We start from the raw sequence: 19412 nt of genomic DNA on the forward strand, positions 1-19412 counted from the left end.
CGCTTCTTCGTCCCGACCTACGGCCCCTCATGACGTCGCGCGCAGCGTCCGTCAAGGATGGCCGTCGCTCGCTCGAACCTCACGTGGTCTGTTGCCAGGTCACGCCTTGACGGACGCGAGCACGGCGTCATCATGGCAGGCGCAGACGATCCGGGCGGAGCAAAAAACTGCCGTCACTTAATGGTTGCTACAATATCGGCGAACTACCATATCGGCGAACGACGTTACGCAGTCTTCGCCGCCTCAACCTTGTCCTGAGTCTTGGTCTCGAAATCGCTCGCGTCGTGCCGCTCGTGGAGCTGGCTGGCGAGATCGCCGGAGACGCGATTGACCATGCGGCCGCGCCTCACGGCCGGGCGCCTGGCGATCTGGTCGGTCCAGCGCTGCACGTTCTTGTAATCCTGCACCGAGAGGAATTCGCCGGCGCCATAGACCAAGCCCTTGGCGAGGGCGCCGTACCAGGGCCACACCGCCATATCGGCGATGGTGTACTCGCTGCCCGCGAGATATTCGTTGTCGGCGAGCCGCCGGTCGAGCACGTCGAGCTGGCGCTTGGTCTCCATCGCGAAGCGATCGATGGCGTATTCGATCTTGGTCGGCGCGTAGGCGTAGAAATGGCCGAAGCCACCGCCGAGATAGGGCGCGCTGCCCATCTGCCAGAACAGCCAGGACATCGCCTCAGTGCGCGTCTTGACGTCCTTCGGCAGGAAGGCGCCGAACTTCTCGGCGAGGTAGAACAGGATCGAGCCGGACTCGAACACCCGGATCGGCTCGGGCCCGGAGCGGTCCATCAGCGCCGGGATCTTGGAGTTCGGATTGATCTCGACAAAACCGCTGCCGAACTGGTCACCGTTGCCGATCCTGATCAACCAAGCGTCGTATTCGGCGCCCTTATGGCCGAGCGCCAGCAACTCTTCCAGCATCACCGTCACCTTCACCCCGTTCGGCGTCGCCAGCGAATAGAGCTGGAGCGGATGGCGGCCGACCGGTAGCTCCTTGTCGTGGGTGGGGCCGGCGATCGGGCGGTTGATGTTGGCGAACTGGCCGCCATTTTCCTTGTTCCAGGTCCAGACTTTGGGCGGCACGTAGGCAGGGGTATCGGTCATGCGAGAGGCTCCGGCGGAAAGATGCGCCTGCATTAATTAGCCCGCAAATGGCGGATGACAAGGGCTGCCCGATCTGCGCCCGGCGCGGGCCTCAGGCTCGCGTCATGCGCTCGCCTGTCTGCCGCCAGCTCCGGCGCTTCGGACTCCATCACGAAGCCTTCCAAGCACCAGGAGTTAGCCTGGGGGTGGAGCATCGCGCGGCGTGTCCACGCAAGATGCGCCGTCGAATCCGGCATGGCATCGCCAGCGACGATCCGCTAGCGTCGCTTTGCTTCGCCGCGACAGCAACGAGAACGCGAAGACTGCCGGGAGAGAGCCATGAAATCGCCGATCTGCGACATGCTGGGGATCGAGTTCCCGCTGCTCGCCTTCAGCCATTGCCGCGACGTCGTTGCGGCCGTCAGCCGCGCCGGCGGCTTTGGCGTGTTAGGTGCCACCGCGCATACGCCTGATACGCTCGAACGCGAACTGGCATGGATCGACGATCACGTCGATGGCAAGCCCTACGGCATCGACGTGCTGATCCCCGAAAACATCTCCACCGCGGGCGAGAAGAACGTCACCTGGAAGAGCCTGGAAACCCGCGTGCCGCAAGAGCACCGCAACTACGCGCGCGATCTCCTGAAGAAGTACGACATCGAGCTGACGACGACCGAGGTCGCCGCCAACCAGCCGCAGCCGTTCGACGCCAAAACGGCGCTGGAGCTGCTCGAAATTTCGTTCCGCCATCCGATCCGGCTCATCGCCAATGCACTCGGCGTGCCGCCGAAGGCCATGATCGAGATGGGCAAGACCCACGGCGTGCCCGTTGCTGCGCTTGTCGGCGCCAAGGAGCACGCGCTGCGCCAGGTCGCAGCCGGTGTCGACATTCTCGTGGTGCAGGGCACGGAAGCCGGCGGCCATTGCGGCGACGTCTCGACCATGGTGCTGGTGCCGGAGGTGATTAAGGCGATCAAGCCGATCCGCGAGGTGCCGGTGCTGGCCGCCGGCGGCATCATGACGGGCCGGCAGATGGCGGCCTGCATGGCGATGGGCGCGGCCGGCGCCTGGACCGGATCGGTGTGGCTTGCGACCGTCGAGGCCGAAACCACGGAGATTTTTCGCGAGAAGATGATCGCGGCCTCCTCACGCGACGCGGTGCGCTCGAAGGGCCGTACCGGCAAGCCCGCGCGACAGCTCCGCTCGGTCTGGACCGATGCCTGGGACCGCGCGCCGGAGAGTCCGGGCGCGCTGCCGATGCCGCTCCAGAGCATCATCAGTCGCGACGCCTTCAACTCCATCGATCGCGCGGCGGCGAGCGGCAATGCCAAGGCGCGTGATCTCGTCAGCTATTTCGTCGGCCAGGGCGTCGGGCTGATCGACAGCGTGAAGTCGGCCGGCGCCGTGGTGCAGGAGTTCAAGGAAGAGTTTGCGGAGGCCGTCGAGCACATGAATGCGCTGGTGGCGGAGTGATGGACCCTCATGGTGAGGAGGCGCGCAAGCGCCGTCTCGAACCATGAGAGCCCGTGGCCTATCCTTCGAGACGCCTGCTTCGCAGGCTCCTCAGGATGAGGTCGGAGATCTCAGAGAGTGAAGAAGCAAGAACAATGACGACTGTTTCCCCAGACCGCATCCCCGTCATCGTCGGCGTCGGCGAGATTGTCGACCGTCCCAAGGAGATCACTGACGGCCTCGAGCCGCTCGATCTGCTCGAACAGGCGCTGCGGCGCGCGGAAGCAGACGCCGGTGCAAAGCTGCTGGGCGAGGTGCAGTCGCTTGACGTCGTGAACTTTCTGAGCTGGCGCTATCGCGATCCAGAAGCGCTGCTGGCACAGCGGCTCGGCATCTCGCCTTCGCATTGTTACTACGGCCCAGTCGGCGGCGAGAGCCCGATCCGCTATATTCACGAGGCTGCAAAGCGCATCGCGCGGGGCGAATGCACCGTGGCGGCCATCTGCGGCGCCGAGGCGCAATCGACCGCGACCAAGGCTGAGCGCGCCGGGACAAAGCTGCCATGGACGCCATTCGCACACGATGTCGAGGAGCCCAAGCGCGGGGCAGCGTTCCAGAAACCGCTGGCAGTGAAGCTCGGCGTGTTCCGCCCGGTCACCGTCTATCCGTTCTATGAGGCGGCTTCGTCCGCGTATTGGGGCCAGACGCCGCGCGAGGCGATGGCTGAATCCGGCACGCTGTGGTCGCGCTACTCCGAAGCCGCGGCGCAAAATCCCAATGCCTGGCTGAAGCGGCGCTATGCGCCTGACGAAATCACGACCCCGACCGCGGACAACCGCCTGATCGCATGGCCTTACAATAAGCTCATGGTCGCCAATCCCAGCGTCAACATGGGCGGCGCGCTGCTGCTCACGAGCCTTGCCAAGGCGCGTGCGGCGGGCATTACCGAGGACAAGCTGGTCTATCCGCTCGGCGGCGCCTCGGCGGAGGAGCCGCGCGATTATCTCCTGCGCGACCAGTTCTACGAGAGCCATCCGCAGAACGCGGTCTTGAAGGCCGTGATGGATCTCGCCGGCGGCGACGGCAAGAAGTTCGACGCCATCGAGCTCTACAGCTGCTTCCCGTGCGTCCCGAAGATGGCGCGGCGGACGCTTGGCCTGGATGCTGACGTGCAGCCGACCGTGACCGGCGGCCTCACGTTCTTCGGCGCCCCGCTCAATACCTACATGACGCACGCGGCCTGCGCGATGGTGCGGCGCGTGCGCGACGGCGCCAAGCTCGGTCTGCTCTACGGCCAGGGCGGCTTCGTCACCAAGCACCACGCGCTGGTGGTGTCGAAGACGCCGCCGCGCGCGGCGTTGATGCAGGAGACGAGCGTGCAGGCGGAAGCCGACCGCAACAAGCGGGCCGTGCCGGAATTCGTCGCGGAGGCAACTGGCAAGGGCAAGGTCGAGAGCTTTACCGTGCTCTACGGCCGCGGCGGCGAGGTCGAGCATGGCGTGGTGATGCTGCGGACGGCAGACGATCGCCGCACGTTGGCGCGGATTCCAGCGAGCGACACGGCGACGCTGGCGCATCTGCTCAACATGGATCGCACGCCGGTGGGATCAGTCGGCGATGTCACGACGGCGACCGACGGCGTGCCGCAGTGGCGGGTGACGTAGCTCTCGTGTCCCGGACAGGGTGCGGCATGCAAGGCCGCTCCGCAGAGCCGGGGCCCCCGGCAAGAAACACGGTGCTTTGAGGGGAGACGAGCCCCGGCTCAGCAGCGCATGACTTCATGCTGCGCTGCGTCCGGGGCACGAGGCGCCCTAGCTCTTCGGTGCCTGCTTCTCCGACGCGGTCGCCGGCTTGGCCTTGGCGCCAACCACGCGCACTGCATCCCCATCCGACAAGCCGTCCGGCGGTGCCGTGATGACGCGGTCGTCCGCTGTAATGCCCGAAGCAAGTTCGATCTCGCGGCCGAGGTCGCGCGCGATGGTCACGGTCTTGAACTGTACCTTGTCGTCCGGGCTGACCGTCGCAACGCGCAGGCCGTTGCTGTTGAAGATCAGCGCACTGGCGGGGATGCTGAGCGGCGCGGAGTCGCGCTGCAAGCTGAGCTTCACGCTGGCATAACCGCCGGGCATCAGCTCGCCGCTGGAATTGTCGAGCCCGAGTTGCATCCGCGTGGTGCCCGAGGCGACGTCGACGGACTGGGAGGAGGCTTCCACGGTCGCCTGGAACGACCGATTCGGATATTCCGGGAGCGTGATGATGGCCTTGGCGCCGATCTTGATCGCCGGCACATAATTCTGGGGCACGTTGACGTAAACACGCAGCTTGGTGATGTCGGAAACCACGAACATCGCCGGACCCGCCCCGCCGCCGGCATTGATCAGTGCGCCGACGTCGGTGTCTCGGGCGGTGACGACGCCGTCGAACGGCGCGGTGATCTTCTTGTAGCCGGCCAGCGCTTCCAGCCGCTCGACGTTGGCCTGGCCCGAATGCACGGCAGCGTTCTTGTTGGAGAGATCTGCAGTGCGCTCGTCGATCTCCTGTGCAGAGACGAAGTTCGAGGCGACCAGCGTCTTGCGGCGGTTCAGCGTCGCTTCGGACAGCCTGGCGCTGGCCTGCTGGCTGGCGAGGTCGGCGCGGGCCTGCAACAGCTGCTGATCGAGGTCTGGCGCCTCGATCTCGGCAATCACCTGCCCTGCCTTGACGCGGGCGCCGATATCGGCGCTCCAGCTCTTCAGGTAACCCGACACGCGCGCGAAGATCGGCGCACGGTAGTAGGCCTCCAGCCGGCCCGGCAGATCGATGGTGGCGTTGAGGGCCTTGGCGTTGGGCTGGGTCACCGCAACGCTCGGAATGGCCTGATCATGGGTCCATTCCTTCAACTTGGAGCCCTGCTCCTCGCGGGCACGGATGCCCGTGCCCACCACGAGGCCTGCCGCAATCAGCGCCACCACGCCGAAGATGCCCAATTTCCGGTGCGACACCGGGGAGCGGGTTTCAGTGGGCGACATGCGCAGTCTCCAATGGGGCGGCGGCTTTGGCGCCTTGTTTCTTGTGTACCATGCTGAACACCACGGGAACAAACATCAGCGTGGCGAAGGTTGCAAAGATCAGGCCGCCGATCACGGCGCGGCCGAGCGGCGCATTCTGCTCACCGCCCTCGCCGAGGCCCAAGGCCATCGGCGCCATGCCGATGATCATGGCGAGCGCGGTCATCAGGACGGGGCGGAATCGGACGAAACCGGCTTCCAGCGCAGCGGCGACGGGATCGCCGAGCTCCTGGTAGCGTTCACGCGCGAAGGAGATCACGAGCACGCTGTTGGCGGTGGCAACGCCCATGCACATGATGGCACCGGTGAGCGCCGGCACCGACAGCGTGGTCTCCGTCATGAACAGCATCCAGACGATGCCGGCAAGCGCGGCCGGCAGCGCCGTGATGATCACGAAGGGATCGGACCAGGACTGGAAGTTCACGACGATCAGGAAATAAATCAGCACGACGGCGCCAAGCAGGCCGAACAGCAGACCAGTAAAGGCGCTGTTCATGGTCTGCACCTGACCGAGCAGCACCACGGACGAGCCCTTCGGCACCTCCTTTGCGGTGTCCGCGATCAGCTGACGGATGTCGGCCGCGACCGCCCCGAGATCGCGGCCGGACGTGGTCGCGAAGATCTGCACCATCGACTGAATGTCGTATTGCGAGACCACCGCGCTCGAGGTCGAGCGCTTAATATCGGCGATGCCGCCGAGGATCGGCGATTGCGCATTGCCGGTCGCGGTGATCGGCAGCGTCTGGAGCGCGCTGAGCGAGTCGATCTGGTATTGCGGCGTCTGCATCACGATCGAGTACGACACGCCGTTGTCGGGGTTGAGGTAGTAGGTCGGCGCGACCTGCGAGGAGCCGGCGAGATTGACGACGAGGCTGTTGGTGACGTCCCGTTCGGTCAGACCGACATATTGCGCGCGGGTGCGATCAACATCGATGTTGAATGTCGGATTGTTCGGCGATTGCTGGATGCGCGCATCGGCAACGCCGGGAATCTTGCGGACCTTGGCCAGCAGGTTATTGGCGTAAGCGAAATTGGCGCTGACATCGGCGCCGCGGATCTGGAGGTCGATCGGCGCCGGCGCGCCAAAGTTCAGGATCTGGCTGACGATGTCGGCGGGCGGGAACGCGAAGCTGACGCCGGGGAACAATCGCGGCAGCTGCTCACGCAGCACGCGTACATGCTCTTCGGTCGGCTTGTGGCCTTCTTTCAGCTTGATCTGGATGTCGCCGTCCTGCGGGCCGATCACGCCGGTGTTGTTGTAGGTCATGTTGATGCCGGAGATCGGCATGCCGATGTTGTCGGTCATGGTCTCGATCTCGCCCGGGATCAGCTTGCGGACCGCCTTCTGCACGTCGGCGAGCTGGTTGGCGGTCTCCTCGACGCGGGTGCCGACCTGGGTGCGGACATGCATTAGGATGTTGCCGGCATCGACCGCGGGGAAGAAGTTGCGCCCGAGGAACGGCACCAGGGCAAAGGACGCGCCGACCACGCAGAGGAAGCCGATCACGAAGACCGCACGGTGCGCCAGCGCGAGGCCGAGCAAACCACGATAGAAGCCGCGAATGCGCTCGAACCGCGCCTCGAAGGCGCGCTGGAACCAGACGAAGGGATTGCGCGACTTCGGCGGCCCGCCCTCGTGATGGACATGCGCCTGCAGCAGGTAGTTCGCCATGGTCGGCACCAGCGTGCGCGACAGGATGAACGACCAGATCATCGCGAACATCACGGCTTCGGCCATCGGCACGAACAGGAAGCGCGCGACGCCGGTGAGGAAGAACATCGGCACGAACACGATGCAGATGCAGAGCAGCGACACAAAGGCCGGCGTCACGATCTGGTTGGCACCGTCGAGGATCGACTGTTCGACCGGCTTGCCCTGCTCCAGATGGTAGTTGATGTTCTCGATCGTGACCGTGGCGTCGTCGACGAGAATGCCAACGGCGAGCGCAAGGCCGCCGAGTGTCATGATGTTCAGCGTCTCGCCGATCGCCGACAGCATGATGATGGCGCCCAGCACCGACAGCGGGATGGAGACCGCGATGATGATGGTCGAGCGCCAGCTGCCGAGGAACAACAGGATCATGACGCTGGTGAGCAGCGCCGCGATCACGCCTTCGAAGGCAACGCCCTGGATCGCGCCGCGGACGAACACCGATTGATCACCGATGAAGCCGATCTTCAGTGCGTCGGGCAGCTGGTCCTTGACCTCGATGACCTTCTGTTTGATGCCGGCGATGATATCGAGTGTCGAGGTCGCGCCCGCCTTCAGCACCATCATTAGCACCGAGCGGTTGCCGTCGACATGGACGATGTTGGTCTGCGGCGGATTGCCGTCGCGCACGCTCGCGACGTCGCGGACGTAGACCATCGCGCCGTTGACGGTCCTGATCGGCAGATTGCCGAGCTCGTCGATCCGGAGCGGCGAGTTGTTGAGCTGGATGTTGTATTCGAACTGGCCGATCTTCTGGGTGCCGACCGGCGTGATGAGGTTCTGGGCGGCGAGCGCGTTGGCAACGTCCTGGCCCGAGAGGCCGCGGGCCTGGAGCGCGGTCGGATCGAGGTCGATCTGAACCTGGCGCTGCTTGCCGCCGAACGGGTACGGGATCGCCGCCCCGGGCACAGTGACCAGCGGCGTGCGAAGCTGATTGATGCCGATATCGGCGAGGTTCTGCTCGGTGAGGCCTTCACCCGACAGCGCCACCTGGATGATCGGAACGGTGGAAGCGGAGTAGTTCAGGATCAAGGGCGGCGTCGCGCCCGGCGGCATCTGCTTGAGCAGCGTCTGCGAGATGGCGGTGACTTGCGCGTTCGCGGTGCGGATATCGACGCTCGGCTGGAAGAAGATCTTGATGATGCCGAAACCGTTATAGGAATTGGCAGTGATGTGCTCGATATCGTTGACCGTCGTCGTCAGCGCGCGCTGGAATGGCGTCGTAATGCGGCCGGACATCTGGTCGGGCGGCAGGCCGGTGTACTGCCAGACCACGCCGATCACGGGAATGCGAATGTCCGGGAAGATATCAGTCGGTGTCCGCAGCGCCGCCAGCGGCCCGATGATCAGCAGCAGCAGCGCGAGCACGACGAAAGTATAGGGCCGGCTCAGGGCAATACGGACCAGAGCAATCATGCGCCAGGCAATTCCAGGTCAAGCGAGAATGTGGAAATCCGCCCCCGGGCGACCCCCATCTCCCTTTACCCGAGCGCCGCCGGAAACGCTAACCTCCGGCGGCCCTCGCGCATTCACTTCCCTGCTACCGCACTGCGAAATCTACATCGCAGCCATGCGGCCGCGTGCCTCACGCGGCGCGCACGTTGGACAGGAACTTGCCGACTTCGTTCTTCAGCCGGTTCGAATCGTTCGACAGCATCTGCGCCGCCGACAGCACCTGCGAGGAGGCCGTGCCGGTCTCGGTCGCGCCGCGCTGCACGTCGGTGATGTTGGCGGAGACCTGCTGGGTGCCCTGCGCTGCCTGCTGCACGTTGCGCGCGATCTCCTGGGTTGCCGCGCCCTGCTCTTCCACGGCGGCCGCGATCGCCGACGAGATCTCCGACAGGCGCTCGATGGTCGAGGAGATCTCCTTGATGGCGCCGACCGAATCGTTGGTCGCCGCCTGGATGCCGGAAATCTGCTGGCCGATCTCGCCGGTCGCCTTCGCGGTCTGCTCGGCCAGCGCCTTCACCTCGGAGGCGACCACCGCAAAGCCGCGGCCGGCTTCGCCGGCGCGCGCGGCCTCGATGGTGGCGTTCAGCGCCAAGAGATTGGTCTGGCCGGCGATGGTGTTGATGAGCTCGACGACGTCGCCGATGCGGGACGCCGCTTTGGACAGTTCACTGACGCGCTCGGTGGTCGCGCGCGCCTGGCCGACGGCGTCGCCCGCCATCCGCGCCGATTCCTGCACCTGGCGGCTGATCTCACCGACTGACGAGGCCATCTCCTCGGTCGCCGAGGCCACCGACTGCACGTTGGTCGAGGCTTCCTCCGAAGCTCCGGCAACTGTGGTCGCCAGCCGCTGCGAGCGGTCGGCGGTCGAGGTCAGCGTCGAGGCGGAGGCTTCGAGCTGGGTCGAGGCCGACGACACGGTCTGGACGATCTCGCCGATCATCGTTTCGAATTCGCGGGTGATGCTGTCGACGCGGCGGCCGCGCTCGATCTTGGCTTCGGCGTCGACCGCGGCGGCTTCGTCGGCCGCCCTCTTGGCGATCAGCGCCTCCTTGAAGACCTGGAGCACATCGGCCATGGCGCCGATCTCGGTCTTCTCGCCGCGATGGGGGACTTTGGCAGTGAGGTCACCCTTGCCCAGCGCCTGCATGGGTTCGGTGATGGAGCTGATGCCCCGGGAGACGTCACGAACAAGATAGAAACTGACGCCGATGCCAATGACGACCGCCGCACTGAGAATGAGTGAGACCAGCATGACGGCATGATCATAACTGTCGTCAGCGTCTCGTGCGGCCTGATCCGCGCCCTTGGTGTTGAGCTCGATGTCCCGCCTCAAAACCTCGTCGGCCTGCAGCCCGATCTTGTTGACCGTCTTGCTGTTCAACTCGTGCGCTTCGTGCGGAATCTTGCCGGCCTCCTTGCGCGACAGGGCCATCACCTCCTGTGTGCCCTTTTTGTAGTCTTCCCACAGCTTGGACCACTCGCTGTAGAGTGCCCGTTCCTCGATCGACGTGATCATGGCTTCATACGACTGCCGAAGCTTGGTATTCGCCTCGACCACCGTCCCAAGCGTTTTTTCCGCCGCCAGCTTCTCTTCCAGGGTTTCGGACAGCATGTGCTCGCGGATCACGTTGCGATAGGTGATCACACCGGCGCGCAGTTCGCCCAGCACGCGCACGCTGGGCATCCAGTTCGTGGTGATGTCGACGGTGTTGGCATTCATCGACCGCATCTTCATGACGGCGAGCAGACCCATGCCGGTCATTGCGACCAGCAAGAATGCCACGACACTGATGATCTTGGCGCGGATGGAAATAGTGGCGAACATGAACTGGGTCTCTTTGTGCTGGCCGGTGCGCGTCCGGGAACTACGAATCAAACAAAAGGAGCAGCACCGACATCCGACACCAGAGCACCTGCGCAGAAGTTAACTACGACTCCGTACGAGTACGGAAAGCCGAAAGAAATGAACAGGCAGCTAACAATGCTCTGCGCTCAGCGCATGAGTCTAAGCGCGTCCGTGAAAAACTCCGGGCCACCGAAATTGCCGGACTTTAGGGCAAGCAGCATCTCGCCTGTCTCTGCGCCGACAGCGCGCAACACCGGGACACCCGCCGCAATTTCCACTCCTACGAGAAACCCGGGAATCCTCAACCGGTCGACCACGGCACCTGACGTCTCGCCACCCGCGACGATCAAGCGCCGAACACCCGCCTGCATCAGGCCTTCGGCAATGTTGGCCATGGCCTGCTCGATGGCATGCCCGGCCGCATCGCGGCCGTGATGCGCCTGAACGGCGGCAACGGCTTCCGGTGTCGCGCTCGAGGCGATCAGGACAGGGCCATCCGCCAGGCGCGGTCTCGCCCAGGCCAGCGCCCGCTGCGCTTCGCCGGCCCCTGCGACGATCTGCTCGGGATGAAGATGTAACACCGGCATGACACGCTCGGCATTGGCGATCTGCTGAAGTGTTGCCTGCGAGCAGCTTCCGGCAAGGCAGGCCGCCGGCCCGCCAACCGCAGCGCCCGTACCGCCTGCCGCCGTCGAGTTGACCTTGCCTGTCGACACCAGCGCACGAGCGAGGCCAAGGCCGATGCCGGAGGCGCCGACCGAGAGCCGATGTTCGGCGGCGACGAGGCCGATCGTCTCGAGGTCGCGGTCGAACACGGCGTCGATGATCGCGGCGCCGATGCCTTTGCCCGCGAGCTCGGCCAGGCGCGCCCGCACGGCGTCTGTACCGCGCGAGACCGTGGCGAGATCGACGAGCCCGATTTGCGTCTTGCTTTGGCGCGCCAAGACGCGCACCAGGTTGGAATCGTGCATCGGGTTGAGCGGATGGTCCTTCAGCGGGCTCTCGTTCAGCGGCACGGCGCCGACGAAGAGGTTGCCCTGGTAGACGGTGCGTCCTGTTTCCGGAAAGGCCGGCGTCACCAGCACGGCGCTTTCGCCGCAATCGGCGCGCAAGGCGTCCATCACCGGCCCGATATTGCCGGCATCGGTGGAATCGAAGGTCGAGCAGATCTTGAACAGCACGTGGCCCGCGCCGCGGCCGCGCAGCCATGTCTCCGCCGCGCGTGAGCGCGACACGGCAAGGCTGGCGTCGATCGAACGGCTCTTCAGTGACACCACGACGGCGTCGACCTCGGGCAGCGCGAGATCGTTCGCGGGCACGCCGATGGTCTGCACAGTACGCAGGCCCGCACGCGTCAGCGTATTGGCAAGGTCGGAGGCGCCGGTGTAGTCGTCGGCGATGCAGCCCAACGCAAGTATCACGGCTTCACTCCTGCGTAAGGCTTGAACCAGGCGAGCCCATCCGTTGTCTTGCCGCGCGGATTGTATTCGCAGCCGACGAAGCCGGTATAGCCGAGCCGGTCGAGCTCATCGAACAGGAACGGATAGTTGAGCTCCTCGCCGTCAGGCTCGTTGCGCGAGGGAATGCTGGCGATCTGGATGTGGCCGATGATCGGCATCATCTCGCGCAGCCGCATCGTGACGTCGCCATGGATGATCTGGCAGTGATAGATGTCGAACTGGAGTTTGAGGTTCGGCAGCCTCAACTCCTGGATCAGGTCGCGCGCGAAGCCGAAATCGTTGAGGAAGTAGCCGGGCACGTTGCGCGCATTGATCGGCTCGATCACGACGTCGATGCCGTGCGGCGCGAAGAACTCCGCGGCCCAGGCCACCGACTTGTAGAAGGCCTCGATCGCCACGCGCTCGCCGCGGTTGGCGATGCCGGCCATCAGGTGCAGGCACTTGACCCCGGTCGCCTTCGCATAGGGCAGTGCCGTCTCCAGGCTTGCCTTGAGATCGGAGAAGCGTGATGGCAGCGCGGCAAAGCCCTTCTCACCGGCGTTCCAGTCGCCCGGCGGCAGGTTGAACAGCGCCTGGGTCAGGCCGTTGCGCTTGAGCCGTTCGCCGACCGCCTCGGCGGGATGCTCATAGGGAAACAGGAACTCGACTGCGGTGAAGCCCGCTTGCGCGGCGGCATCGAACCGGTCGAGGAACGGCACCTCGGTGAACATCATCGAGAGATTGGCGGCAAAACGGGGCATCGGAATCCTCTCAGCTCTACTTGTCGCCGGGCAGCTTGACGCCGGTGACCTGCGCATACATCCGCGCCACCGAAGCGTCATCGTCACGGCCCATGCCGGCGGCTGACGTCATCAGAAACATCTGGAGCGCGGCGGCGGAGACCGGCACCGGGAATCTGGCGCTGCGCGCCATGTCCTGGATGATGCCAAGGTCTTTGACGAAGATCTCGACCGCGCTGCGCGGCGTGTAGTCGCCATCGAGCACGTGCGGCATCCGGTTCTCGAACATCCAGGAATTGCCCGCGGAGGCCGTGATCACCTCATAGACTTTGCGAATGTCGAGGCCCTGCTTGGCCGCGAACGCCATCGCTTCGCTGGCGGCGGCGATGTGCACACCAGCGAGGAGCTGGTTGATCATCTTGAACGCGGCGCCCTGCCCTGCGGCGTCCCCGAGCTCATAGACCTTTGCGGCCATGGCATCGAGAGCTGGCCGCGCCTTAGCAAAAGCGGCGGAGCTACCGGACGCGAGGATGGTCAGCTCGCCTTGCGCGGCGCGCTGCGCCCCACCGGAGATCGGCGCATCCAGATAATGCCGGCCGGTCGCCTCAAACTGCTTGGCAAGACGCCGCGCGACATCCGGATCCATGGTCGCCGAGGATATGAAGACGCTGCCCTTCGGCATGGTCTCGGCGGCGCCGTCCTTGCCGAACAGGATCGTTTCGGTCTGGGCAGCGTTGACCACGACGCTGACGACGATGTCGGCGTCCTTGGCAGCGTCAGCCGGCGTCTTGGCACCCGCGCCACCGTCCTTTACGAAGCGCGCGACGGCATCGTCCGAGACGTCGCAGCCGGTGACGGCATGGCCGGCGCGTTTCAGCGAGGTCGCCATGCCAAAGCCCATCGAGCCGAGCCCGATCACGACGATGCGCTGATTTTGTGACGTGGAGGCGGACATGCAACTGACCCTTGCGAACGTTTCCCGGACCGCCGCCCTTTGCGGCGGCTCGGCGAACCGATAACACGGCTTGGCCGCGCTGCCAAAGCGTGAGACAAGCAGGCATGACGGCCATGAGCAATGAGACACGGCTGCGCGAGGATATCTGCCGCTTCGGGCGGTCGCTGTTCGAGCGCGGGCTGACGCCGGGCTCCTCCGGCAATATCAGCGTCAGGCTGGACGGCGGCGGCTGGCTGGTGACGCCGACCAACGCCTCGCTTGGTTTCCTCGATCCGGCAAAGCTGTCGCGGCTGGATAGCCGGGGACGGCTGGTTTCAGGCGATGCGCCGACCAAGGAAGTTCCGCTGCACACGGCGCTCTATGACACGCGCGGGAGCGCGCGCGCGATCGTGCACCTGCACTCGACCCATTCGGTTGCGCTCTCGATGCTGCCCGAGATCGACCCGCGCGCCGCGCTGCCGCCGATGACGGCCTACTATCTGATGAAATGCGGCGCCACCGCGCTCGTGCCGTATTATCGCCCTGGCGATCCTGCCGTCGCGGATGCGATCAAAGGGCTGGCGGGGAAATATTCATCGGTGCTGCTCGCCAATCACGGCCCAGTCGTCGCCGGCGACACGCTGGAAGCCGCGGTGTTCGCGACGGAAGAGCTGGAGGAAACGGCAAAGCTGTACCTGCTGCTGCGCGGGATGAACCCACGGTATTTGTCGCCGGAGCAGGTGCAGGATCTGGCGAAGGTGTTCGGGGTGACGCTGCCGGAGCATGGGCATGGGGACTAGCGATTTGCGGTTAGGAATGGACGAGCGTCGCCTCGCCCACTGTCATTCCCCGCGAAAGCGGGGAATCCAGTACGCCGCGGCTTATCCGTCTCTCGCTGGCGTCTCTGGAATGCTGGATCGCCCGATCAAGTCGGGCGATGACACCGCGTGTGCGGGGGCAGCTTGCTCCACACTTCGTGCCTACAACCCCAGATACGCCTTCCTCACGTCGGGATTGCCCTTGATCTCCGCGGCCGCGCCCTGCATCAGCACGCGGCCGGTTTGCAGGATGTAGGCGCGATCGGCGATCTCGAGGCACTCGGCCATGCGCTGCTCGACGATCAGCACGGTCATGCCGGCGTCGCGGATGCGCTTCACGGCCTGAAAGATCTCGTCCACCAGCTTTGGCATGATACCCTGCGAAGGCTCGTCCAGCATCAACAGCCGCGGACGCGTCATCAGCGCGCGGCCGATCGCGAGCATCTGCTGTTCGCCACCGGAGAGCGTCTCGGCGCGCTGCTCCAGGCGTTCGGACAGACGCGGGAAAAGCTGGAAGACGAGATCGAGCGGCTCCTCACGGTTCGCCTCGCCGCGATAGAGATAGCTGCCGAGGCGCAGATTGTCGCGCACCGACAGGCGAGGGAACAGGCGGCGGTTCTCGGGCACATAGGCAATGCCGGTGGCCGTGATGTGATGCTGCGCCATGCCATCGAGACGCTTGCCGTCGAATGTCACCGTGCCCGAACGCGGCCGCTCGGCGCCGGCGATGGACTTGAGCAGCGTCGACTTGCCCGCGCCGTTGGCGCCGGCAACGCAGACGATCTCGCCCTTCTGAACCTCGATCGAGACCGCGGAGATCGCGACCAGGCCCTGGTAGGCGGTCGTGACTTCACGCACCGACAGCATGACGATCTCCCAGATATGCGCTGATCACCTTGGGATCGCGGACGACCTCAGCAGGCTTGCCCTCGACCAGCACCTTGCCGAGGTCGAGCACGATGGCGCGGTCGACCAAAGGCATCACGATCTCCATGACGTGCTCGACCATCAGCACGGTGATGCCGGCATCGCGCACCTTGCGCACCAAGCCGACGCCAGTCTGCGCCTCCGTCGGCGTGAGGCCGGTGAGGACTTCGTCGAGCAGCAGCAGCTTTGGCTCGGTTGCCAGCGCACGCGCGACTTCGAGGCGGCGCTTTTCGGCCGGCACGAGGTCGCTTGCGAGCACATCGGCGCGCGCGGCAAGGCCGGTGAATTCGAGCACCTCATGCGCCTTGCGGCGCGCCTCACGCATCAGGGTGTTGCGAACCAAGGCGCCGACGATGACGTTGTCGATGACCGTCATGGTCTCAAAGCTCTTGACCACCTGGAAGGTGCGCCCGATGCCGCGCTGGCAGCGCTCGGCCGCCGGCATGCGGGTAACATCCTCGCCGTCGAACCAGATCGAGCCTTGCGTCGGCGGCAGCACCCCCGCGATGAGATTGAACAATGTCGACTTGCCGGCGCCGTTCGGGCCGATCAGGCCGACGATCTCGCCGCGGCCGACCGAGATCGAGACATCGCTGTTGGCGACGAGCCCGCCGAACCTCTGCCAGACGCCGCGTGTTTCAAGCAGCGCGGTCATCGCGTGGCTCCCGTCTTGTTCGGGCGCGAAAACAGGCTCAACAGCCCTCGCGGCAAGGCCAACGAGATCAGGACGATCAGCGTGCCGTAAACAATGAGGTCGACACCGCGTCCCGAGCCGCCGAACTTGAAGCGCGTCAGCTCAGTCAGCGGGATCAGGATGGCGGCGCCGAGCACCGGCCCCCACAGGGTGCCGATGCCGCCGAGCACGGCGGGCAAGGCCATGAGCAACGAAAACTGGAAGCCCATGACGCTTTCGGGATCGATGTAGGAGACGAACTGGGCGTAGAAGCTGCCACCCACCGCGACCAGGAAGGCGGAGACGGCGGCCGCGCCCATCTTGGAATTGAACACGACGACGCCGAGGCTCTCGGCCGCCTCCGGATTGTCCTTTACCGCACGCCACCAATAGCCCCATTTGGAATCTTCCAGCCACCAAGTGACGAACCAGGCGAGGCAGCACAGCGCCAGCGCGAAGTAGAAGTACGGCAGCTTCGTGCGCAGGAATTGGAATTTCAGCCAGCTGTCGCCGCGGATTGGAATGGTGATGCCCATCGCGGCGCCGGCCCATTCCCAGTTATGGAACAGAAGCAACCCGATCTCAGCGATGACGATGGTGGCGATCACGAAGTAATGGCCGCGCAGGCGGAAGAAGGGATAACCGAGTCCCATCGCGATCAGCGCCGACACCACGCCGCCCGCCAGCATGCCGAACCAGGGCAGCACGCCGAACTTCATGAACAGCAGCTCGGTGGTATAGGCACCCAGGCCGAAATACAGCGCGTGCCCAAGCGAAATCTGCCCGCAATAGCCGGACAGGATGTTCCAGCTTTGTGACAGTCCCGCATACATCAGCGTCAGGATCAGGATGTTCTGGACGACGACGTCCTTCACGAACAATGGCGTCAGCGCGGCAACCACGGCGAGCACCGCGGCGATGACGAGGTCGCGGCGGCGCCGCGCTGCAAAATCCTTGTCCATCATATCGATCCGAACAGGCCGCGCGGCCGGACGAAGACGACCAGCAGATAGACCGCGTAGATACCGACCGATTTCAGCGACGGCGGCAGCACCAGCGCGGTCACCGCTTCGACCAGACCGACGATGATGCCGCCGGCGAAGGCGCCGAACACGCTGCCGAAGCCGCCGAGCGCCACCGTGACGTAGGCGATCAGGGCGAAGGACGCGCCAACGTCGGGATAGATGTAGAAGAAGCTCGCCATGATCGCACCCGCAAGGCCGACCAGCGCGGCGCCGAGCCCCCAACCGAACGCGAACACGCGGTTCTTGTCGATGCCGACAAGTGCGACCGCACCGGGATCTTCACGCGTGGCTTCCAGCGCGCGGCCGAAGTCGGTGCGGTGGATGAAGAGATAGAGACCGGCGAAAGCGAGAATCGAGACCAGCGCCCCAACCAGCTGCGGCTCCGGCAGGAAAATGCCGGCAACCGAGATGGTTTTACCGCCGAGCCAGGACTGGGGGATGCTGCGATAGTCCGGCGTGAAGAAGTACTGCGCGAGGCCGCGCATGACGATGGCCAGGCCGAAGGTCGAGAAGATCTGCACCATGCCGGCATTGGCCTTGGCGCGCATGGCGAAGCGTACAATGAGTAAGTAGACTACCGCCCCTAAGATAAAGAGCGCCGCGGCGACCAGCGGCGCAGACAGCAAGGGGTCGATCGCGAAGAACGCGAACAGAAAGAAGGACAGGTACATCGCGATCATCAGGAACTCGCCATGGGCGAAGTTCGTGACGTCCATCAGGCCGAAGATTAGCGCGAGGCCGACCGCGATCAGTCCGTAGAGCAGGCCCATGAGCAGGCCGCTCGCGAGACTTTGGATAATGGCTTGGGCTGTCACCTCTGATCCCCCGTTCGAAACGTCATAGTTTGCTCCGTCATTGCGAGCGAAGCGAAGCAATCCAGAATCTCACCGCCGAGGCAGTCTGGATTGCTTTCGTCGCTACGCTCCTCGCAATGACGAGGCATTCACGACGACCTCGATCTTCTATCCTGCTCCAGCAGCGTCTTACTTCATCGGCCAGATCGCCTCGGCGATCGCGGCCTGCGGCGGGAAGATGGTGACGAACTTGCCGCCAACATATTGCAGCAGCACCGGGTCGGCGTCGTTGTTCTGGCCCATCTCGTCGAACTTGACGCGCTTCCAGGGCATGATGGTCTGCTCGCCCGGGATGTCGGTCGCCGCCAGCGCATCGCGAATCTTCTCGCCGTCGGTCGACTTGGCGCGGCTGATGGCGTCGGCGAGGATGATCAGGCCCATGAACTGGCGCGAGGTGAGGTCGTTGAAGTCCTTGCCCGACTTCGCCTTGAACATGTCGTTGATCTTGCCGACCATCGGGCGCTTCTGCGCGAGGTCGAGCGAGAAGGTGCCGCGCGAGATCACGCCTTCGAGCTTGTCGCCGACGGCATCATAGAGCGCCTTCTCCGAGAAGCCGGCATCCTGCGCCACGATCGCGTTCGGCTTGTAACCGAGCTCGGCCATGGTCTTGACCAGGAGGATGCCATCGGTGGTGTAGCTCGACGGCATCAGCACGTCGGCGTTGGCAGACTTGAGCTGCTGCACCTCGGCCGAGAGCGAGGGCGAGTTGGCACGGTATTTGATGTCGGTGACGATCTTGTAGCCGCGCTCGCCGGCGATCTTGGCCTGAGCGTTGCCGGAGTCCGTGCCGAAGATGGTGTCCTCGTGGAACAGCGACAGCGTCTCGATCTTGGTGCCCTTCTTCTTCATGGCATCGAAGAAGTCGAACATTGCGGCCGAGTACATCTCGTCATGCGGCGCGGCACGGAAATAGTATTTCAGGCCGCGGCGATGCAGGCTCGGCGAGGAATTGTCGGCGGAGACGAACGGGATCTGGTAGCGCTCGCAGATCTGGCTGACAGTGACGGCGACCGCGCTCTGATAGGTGCCGATGATGGCGGCGACTTTTTCCTGCGTGATCAGGCGCTCGGCCTCGGCACGCCCCTTCTGCGGATCGGCCTGGTGGTCGGCGAACACGAGGCGGACCTTGGCGCCGCCGAGCCCCGGCAGGCCTTCACCTTTCGCCAGGGGCAGGTCGAAATCGGTGTCCTTGTTGATGACTTCGAGCGCGGTCTCATAGGCCTTCTGGGCATCGACGCCCTGCTGCGCGCTGCCGCCGGAGAACGGATAGATCACGCCGATCACGACTTCCGAGGTCTGTGCGCGCGCTGCCAGCGGCACCAGCGCGGCCGTAGCGGTAGCTCCCAACAACACGTCGCGGCGAGAGATCGTCATGGCAAAGTCCCCTGTTACTGAATCTCGACTGATCG

The 19412-nt window shown here is 64.7% G+C and carries 15 protein-coding genes; 3 read left to right on the forward strand and 12 right to left on the reverse strand.

The annotated features are described in order from the left end of the window. Nucleotides 1-224: 224 nt before the first annotated feature. Nucleotides 225-1106, reverse strand: a complete 882-nt coding sequence (gene yghU / locus IVA98_RS25255) for a glutathione-dependent disulfide-bond oxidoreductase (RefSeq protein WP_247355727.1) — start codon at nucleotides 1104-1106, stop codon at nucleotides 225-227. 318 nt (nucleotides 1107-1424) lie between these two features. On the opposite strand from yghU, the gene IVA98_RS25260 reads away from it, so the two are divergent. Continuing rightward, nucleotides 1425-2558 (forward strand): nitronate monooxygenase, encoded by a 1134-nt coding sequence (locus tag IVA98_RS25260; RefSeq protein WP_247302311.1) that lies wholly within the window; start codon nucleotides 1425-1427, stop codon nucleotides 2556-2558. A 134-nt stretch (nucleotides 2559-2692) separates the two neighbouring features. Beyond that, nucleotides 2693-4201 carry an acetyl-CoA acetyltransferase gene (locus tag IVA98_RS25265; protein ID WP_247334109.1) on the forward strand — a complete coding sequence of 503 codons (1509 nt, stop codon included), beginning with the start codon at nucleotides 2693-2695 and terminating at the stop codon, nucleotides 4199-4201. Nucleotides 4202-4348: 147 nt separating this feature from the next. On the opposite strand, the gene IVA98_RS25270 is transcribed toward IVA98_RS25265, so the two are convergent. From IVA98_RS25270 to ltnD, 6 genes are all read right to left on the reverse strand, one after another. Then, entirely contained in the window at nucleotides 4349-5545 is a 1197-nt protein-coding gene (locus IVA98_RS25270) for an efflux RND transporter periplasmic adaptor subunit (RefSeq protein ID WP_247302320.1), read from the reverse strand. Continuing rightward, a complete protein-coding gene (locus IVA98_RS25275) occupies nucleotides 5532-8711 on the reverse strand; it encodes an efflux RND transporter permease subunit (RefSeq protein ID WP_247302322.1) in 3180 nt (1059 codons plus the stop codon). The genes IVA98_RS25270 and IVA98_RS25275 overlap by 14 nt, the downstream gene beginning before the upstream one ends. Nucleotides 8712-8880: 169 nt before the next feature. After that, a complete protein-coding gene (locus tag IVA98_RS25280) occupies nucleotides 8881-10572 on the reverse strand; it encodes a methyl-accepting chemotaxis protein (protein WP_247302323.1) in 1692 nt (563 codons plus the stop codon). 167 nt (nucleotides 10573-10739) lie between these two features. After that, nucleotides 10740-12014 (reverse strand): 3-oxo-tetronate kinase, encoded by a 1275-nt coding sequence (gene otnK, locus IVA98_RS25285; RefSeq protein ID WP_247355728.1) that lies wholly within the window; start codon nucleotides 12012-12014, stop codon nucleotides 10740-10742. Continuing rightward, nucleotides 12011-12793: a 2-oxo-tetronate isomerase gene (otnI, locus tag IVA98_RS25290; RefSeq protein WP_247302327.1), complete on the reverse strand. Its 783-nt coding sequence runs from the start codon at nucleotides 12791-12793 to the stop codon at nucleotides 12011-12013. Before otnI ends, otnK begins: the two co-directional genes overlap by 4 nt. Nucleotides 12794-12809: 16 nt before the next feature. Further along, entirely contained in the window at nucleotides 12810-13727 is a 918-nt protein-coding gene (ltnD, locus tag IVA98_RS25295; RefSeq protein ID WP_247302329.1) for an L-threonate dehydrogenase, read from the reverse strand. Between the two features lie 104 nt (nucleotides 13728-13831). On the opposite strand from ltnD, the gene otnC reads away from it, so the two are divergent. Continuing rightward, nucleotides 13832-14506 (forward strand): 3-oxo-tetronate 4-phosphate decarboxylase, encoded by a 675-nt coding sequence (otnC, locus tag IVA98_RS25300; protein WP_247334111.1) that lies wholly within the window; start codon nucleotides 13832-13834, stop codon nucleotides 14504-14506. 180 nt (nucleotides 14507-14686) lie between these two features. Here the strand turns inward: otnC and IVA98_RS25305 are convergent, their stop codons facing one another. The 5 genes from IVA98_RS25305 to IVA98_RS25325 form a co-directional block, all read right to left on the reverse strand. Beyond that, nucleotides 14687-15391 (reverse strand): ABC transporter ATP-binding protein, encoded by a 705-nt coding sequence (locus tag IVA98_RS25305; protein ID WP_247302333.1) that lies wholly within the window; start codon nucleotides 15389-15391, stop codon nucleotides 14687-14689. After that, nucleotides 15375-16106 carry an ABC transporter ATP-binding protein gene (locus IVA98_RS25310; protein WP_247302335.1) on the reverse strand — a complete coding sequence of 244 codons (732 nt, stop codon included), beginning with the start codon at nucleotides 16104-16106 and terminating at the stop codon, nucleotides 15375-15377. The genes IVA98_RS25305 and IVA98_RS25310 overlap by 17 nt, the downstream gene beginning before the upstream one ends. After that, nucleotides 16103-17086, reverse strand: coding sequence for a branched-chain amino acid ABC transporter permease (locus tag IVA98_RS25315; RefSeq protein ID WP_247302337.1), 984 nt, complete (start codon nucleotides 17084-17086; stop codon nucleotides 16103-16105). The genes IVA98_RS25310 and IVA98_RS25315 overlap by 4 nt, the downstream gene beginning before the upstream one ends. Further along, nucleotides 17086-17964, reverse strand: a complete 879-nt coding sequence (locus IVA98_RS25320; protein ID WP_346657735.1) for a branched-chain amino acid ABC transporter permease — start codon at nucleotides 17962-17964, stop codon at nucleotides 17086-17088. Before IVA98_RS25320 ends, IVA98_RS25315 begins: the two co-directional genes overlap by 1 nt. 168 nt (nucleotides 17965-18132) lie before the next feature. Continuing rightward, nucleotides 18133-19377 (reverse strand): ABC transporter substrate-binding protein, encoded by a 1245-nt coding sequence (locus IVA98_RS25325; RefSeq protein ID WP_247302338.1) that lies wholly within the window; start codon nucleotides 19375-19377, stop codon nucleotides 18133-18135. Nucleotides 19378-19412 lie beyond the last annotated feature (35 nt).

Source organism: Bradyrhizobium sp. 160 (genome assembly GCF_023073735.1).
In the GTDB taxonomy this organism is placed as follows: domain Bacteria; phylum Pseudomonadota; class Alphaproteobacteria; order Rhizobiales; family Xanthobacteraceae; genus Bradyrhizobium.

Excerpts from the sequence above, each read along its gene's own strand:
- ltnD (WP_247302329.1), bottom strand. The coding sequence starts at position 13,727 with ATGTCCGCCTCCACGTCACAAAATCAGCGCATCGTCGTGATCGGGCTC.
- IVA98_RS25280 (WP_247302323.1), bottom strand. The coding sequence starts at position 10,572 with ATGTTCGCCACTATTTCCATCCGCGCCAAGATCATCAGTGTCGTGGCA.
- yghU (WP_247355727.1), bottom strand. The coding sequence starts at position 1,106 with ATGACCGATACCCCTGCCTACGTGCCGCCCAAAGTCTGGACCTGGAAC.
- IVA98_RS25305 (WP_247302333.1), bottom strand. The coding sequence starts at position 15,391 with ATGCTGTCGGTGCGTGAAGTCACGACCGCCTACCAGGGCCTGGTCGCG.
- IVA98_RS25310 (WP_247302335.1), bottom strand. The coding sequence starts at position 16,106 with ATGACCGCGCTGCTTGAAACACGCGGCGTCTGGCAGAGGTTCGGCGGG.
- IVA98_RS25315 (WP_247302337.1), bottom strand. The coding sequence starts at position 17,086 with ATGGACAAGGATTTTGCAGCGCGGCGCCGCCGCGACCTCGTCATCGCC.
- otnC (WP_247334111.1), top strand. The coding sequence starts at position 13,832 with ATGACGGCCATGAGCAATGAGACACGGCTGCGCGAGGATATCTGCCGC.
- IVA98_RS25270 (WP_247302320.1), bottom strand. The coding sequence starts at position 5,545 with ATGTCGCCCACTGAAACCCGCTCCCCGGTGTCGCACCGGAAATTGGGC.
- IVA98_RS25275 (WP_247302322.1), bottom strand. The coding sequence starts at position 8,711 with ATGATTGCTCTGGTCCGTATTGCCCTGAGCCGGCCCTATACTTTCGTC.
- IVA98_RS25325 (WP_247302338.1), bottom strand. The coding sequence starts at position 19,377 with ATGACGATCTCTCGCCGCGACGTGTTGTTGGGAGCTACCGCTACGGCC.
- otnI (WP_247302327.1), bottom strand. The coding sequence starts at position 12,793 with ATGCCCCGTTTTGCCGCCAATCTCTCGATGATGTTCACCGAGGTGCCG.
- IVA98_RS25265 (WP_247334109.1), top strand. The coding sequence starts at position 2,693 with ATGACGACTGTTTCCCCAGACCGCATCCCCGTCATCGTCGGCGTCGGC.
- IVA98_RS25260 (WP_247302311.1), top strand. The coding sequence starts at position 1,425 with ATGAAATCGCCGATCTGCGACATGCTGGGGATCGAGTTCCCGCTGCTC.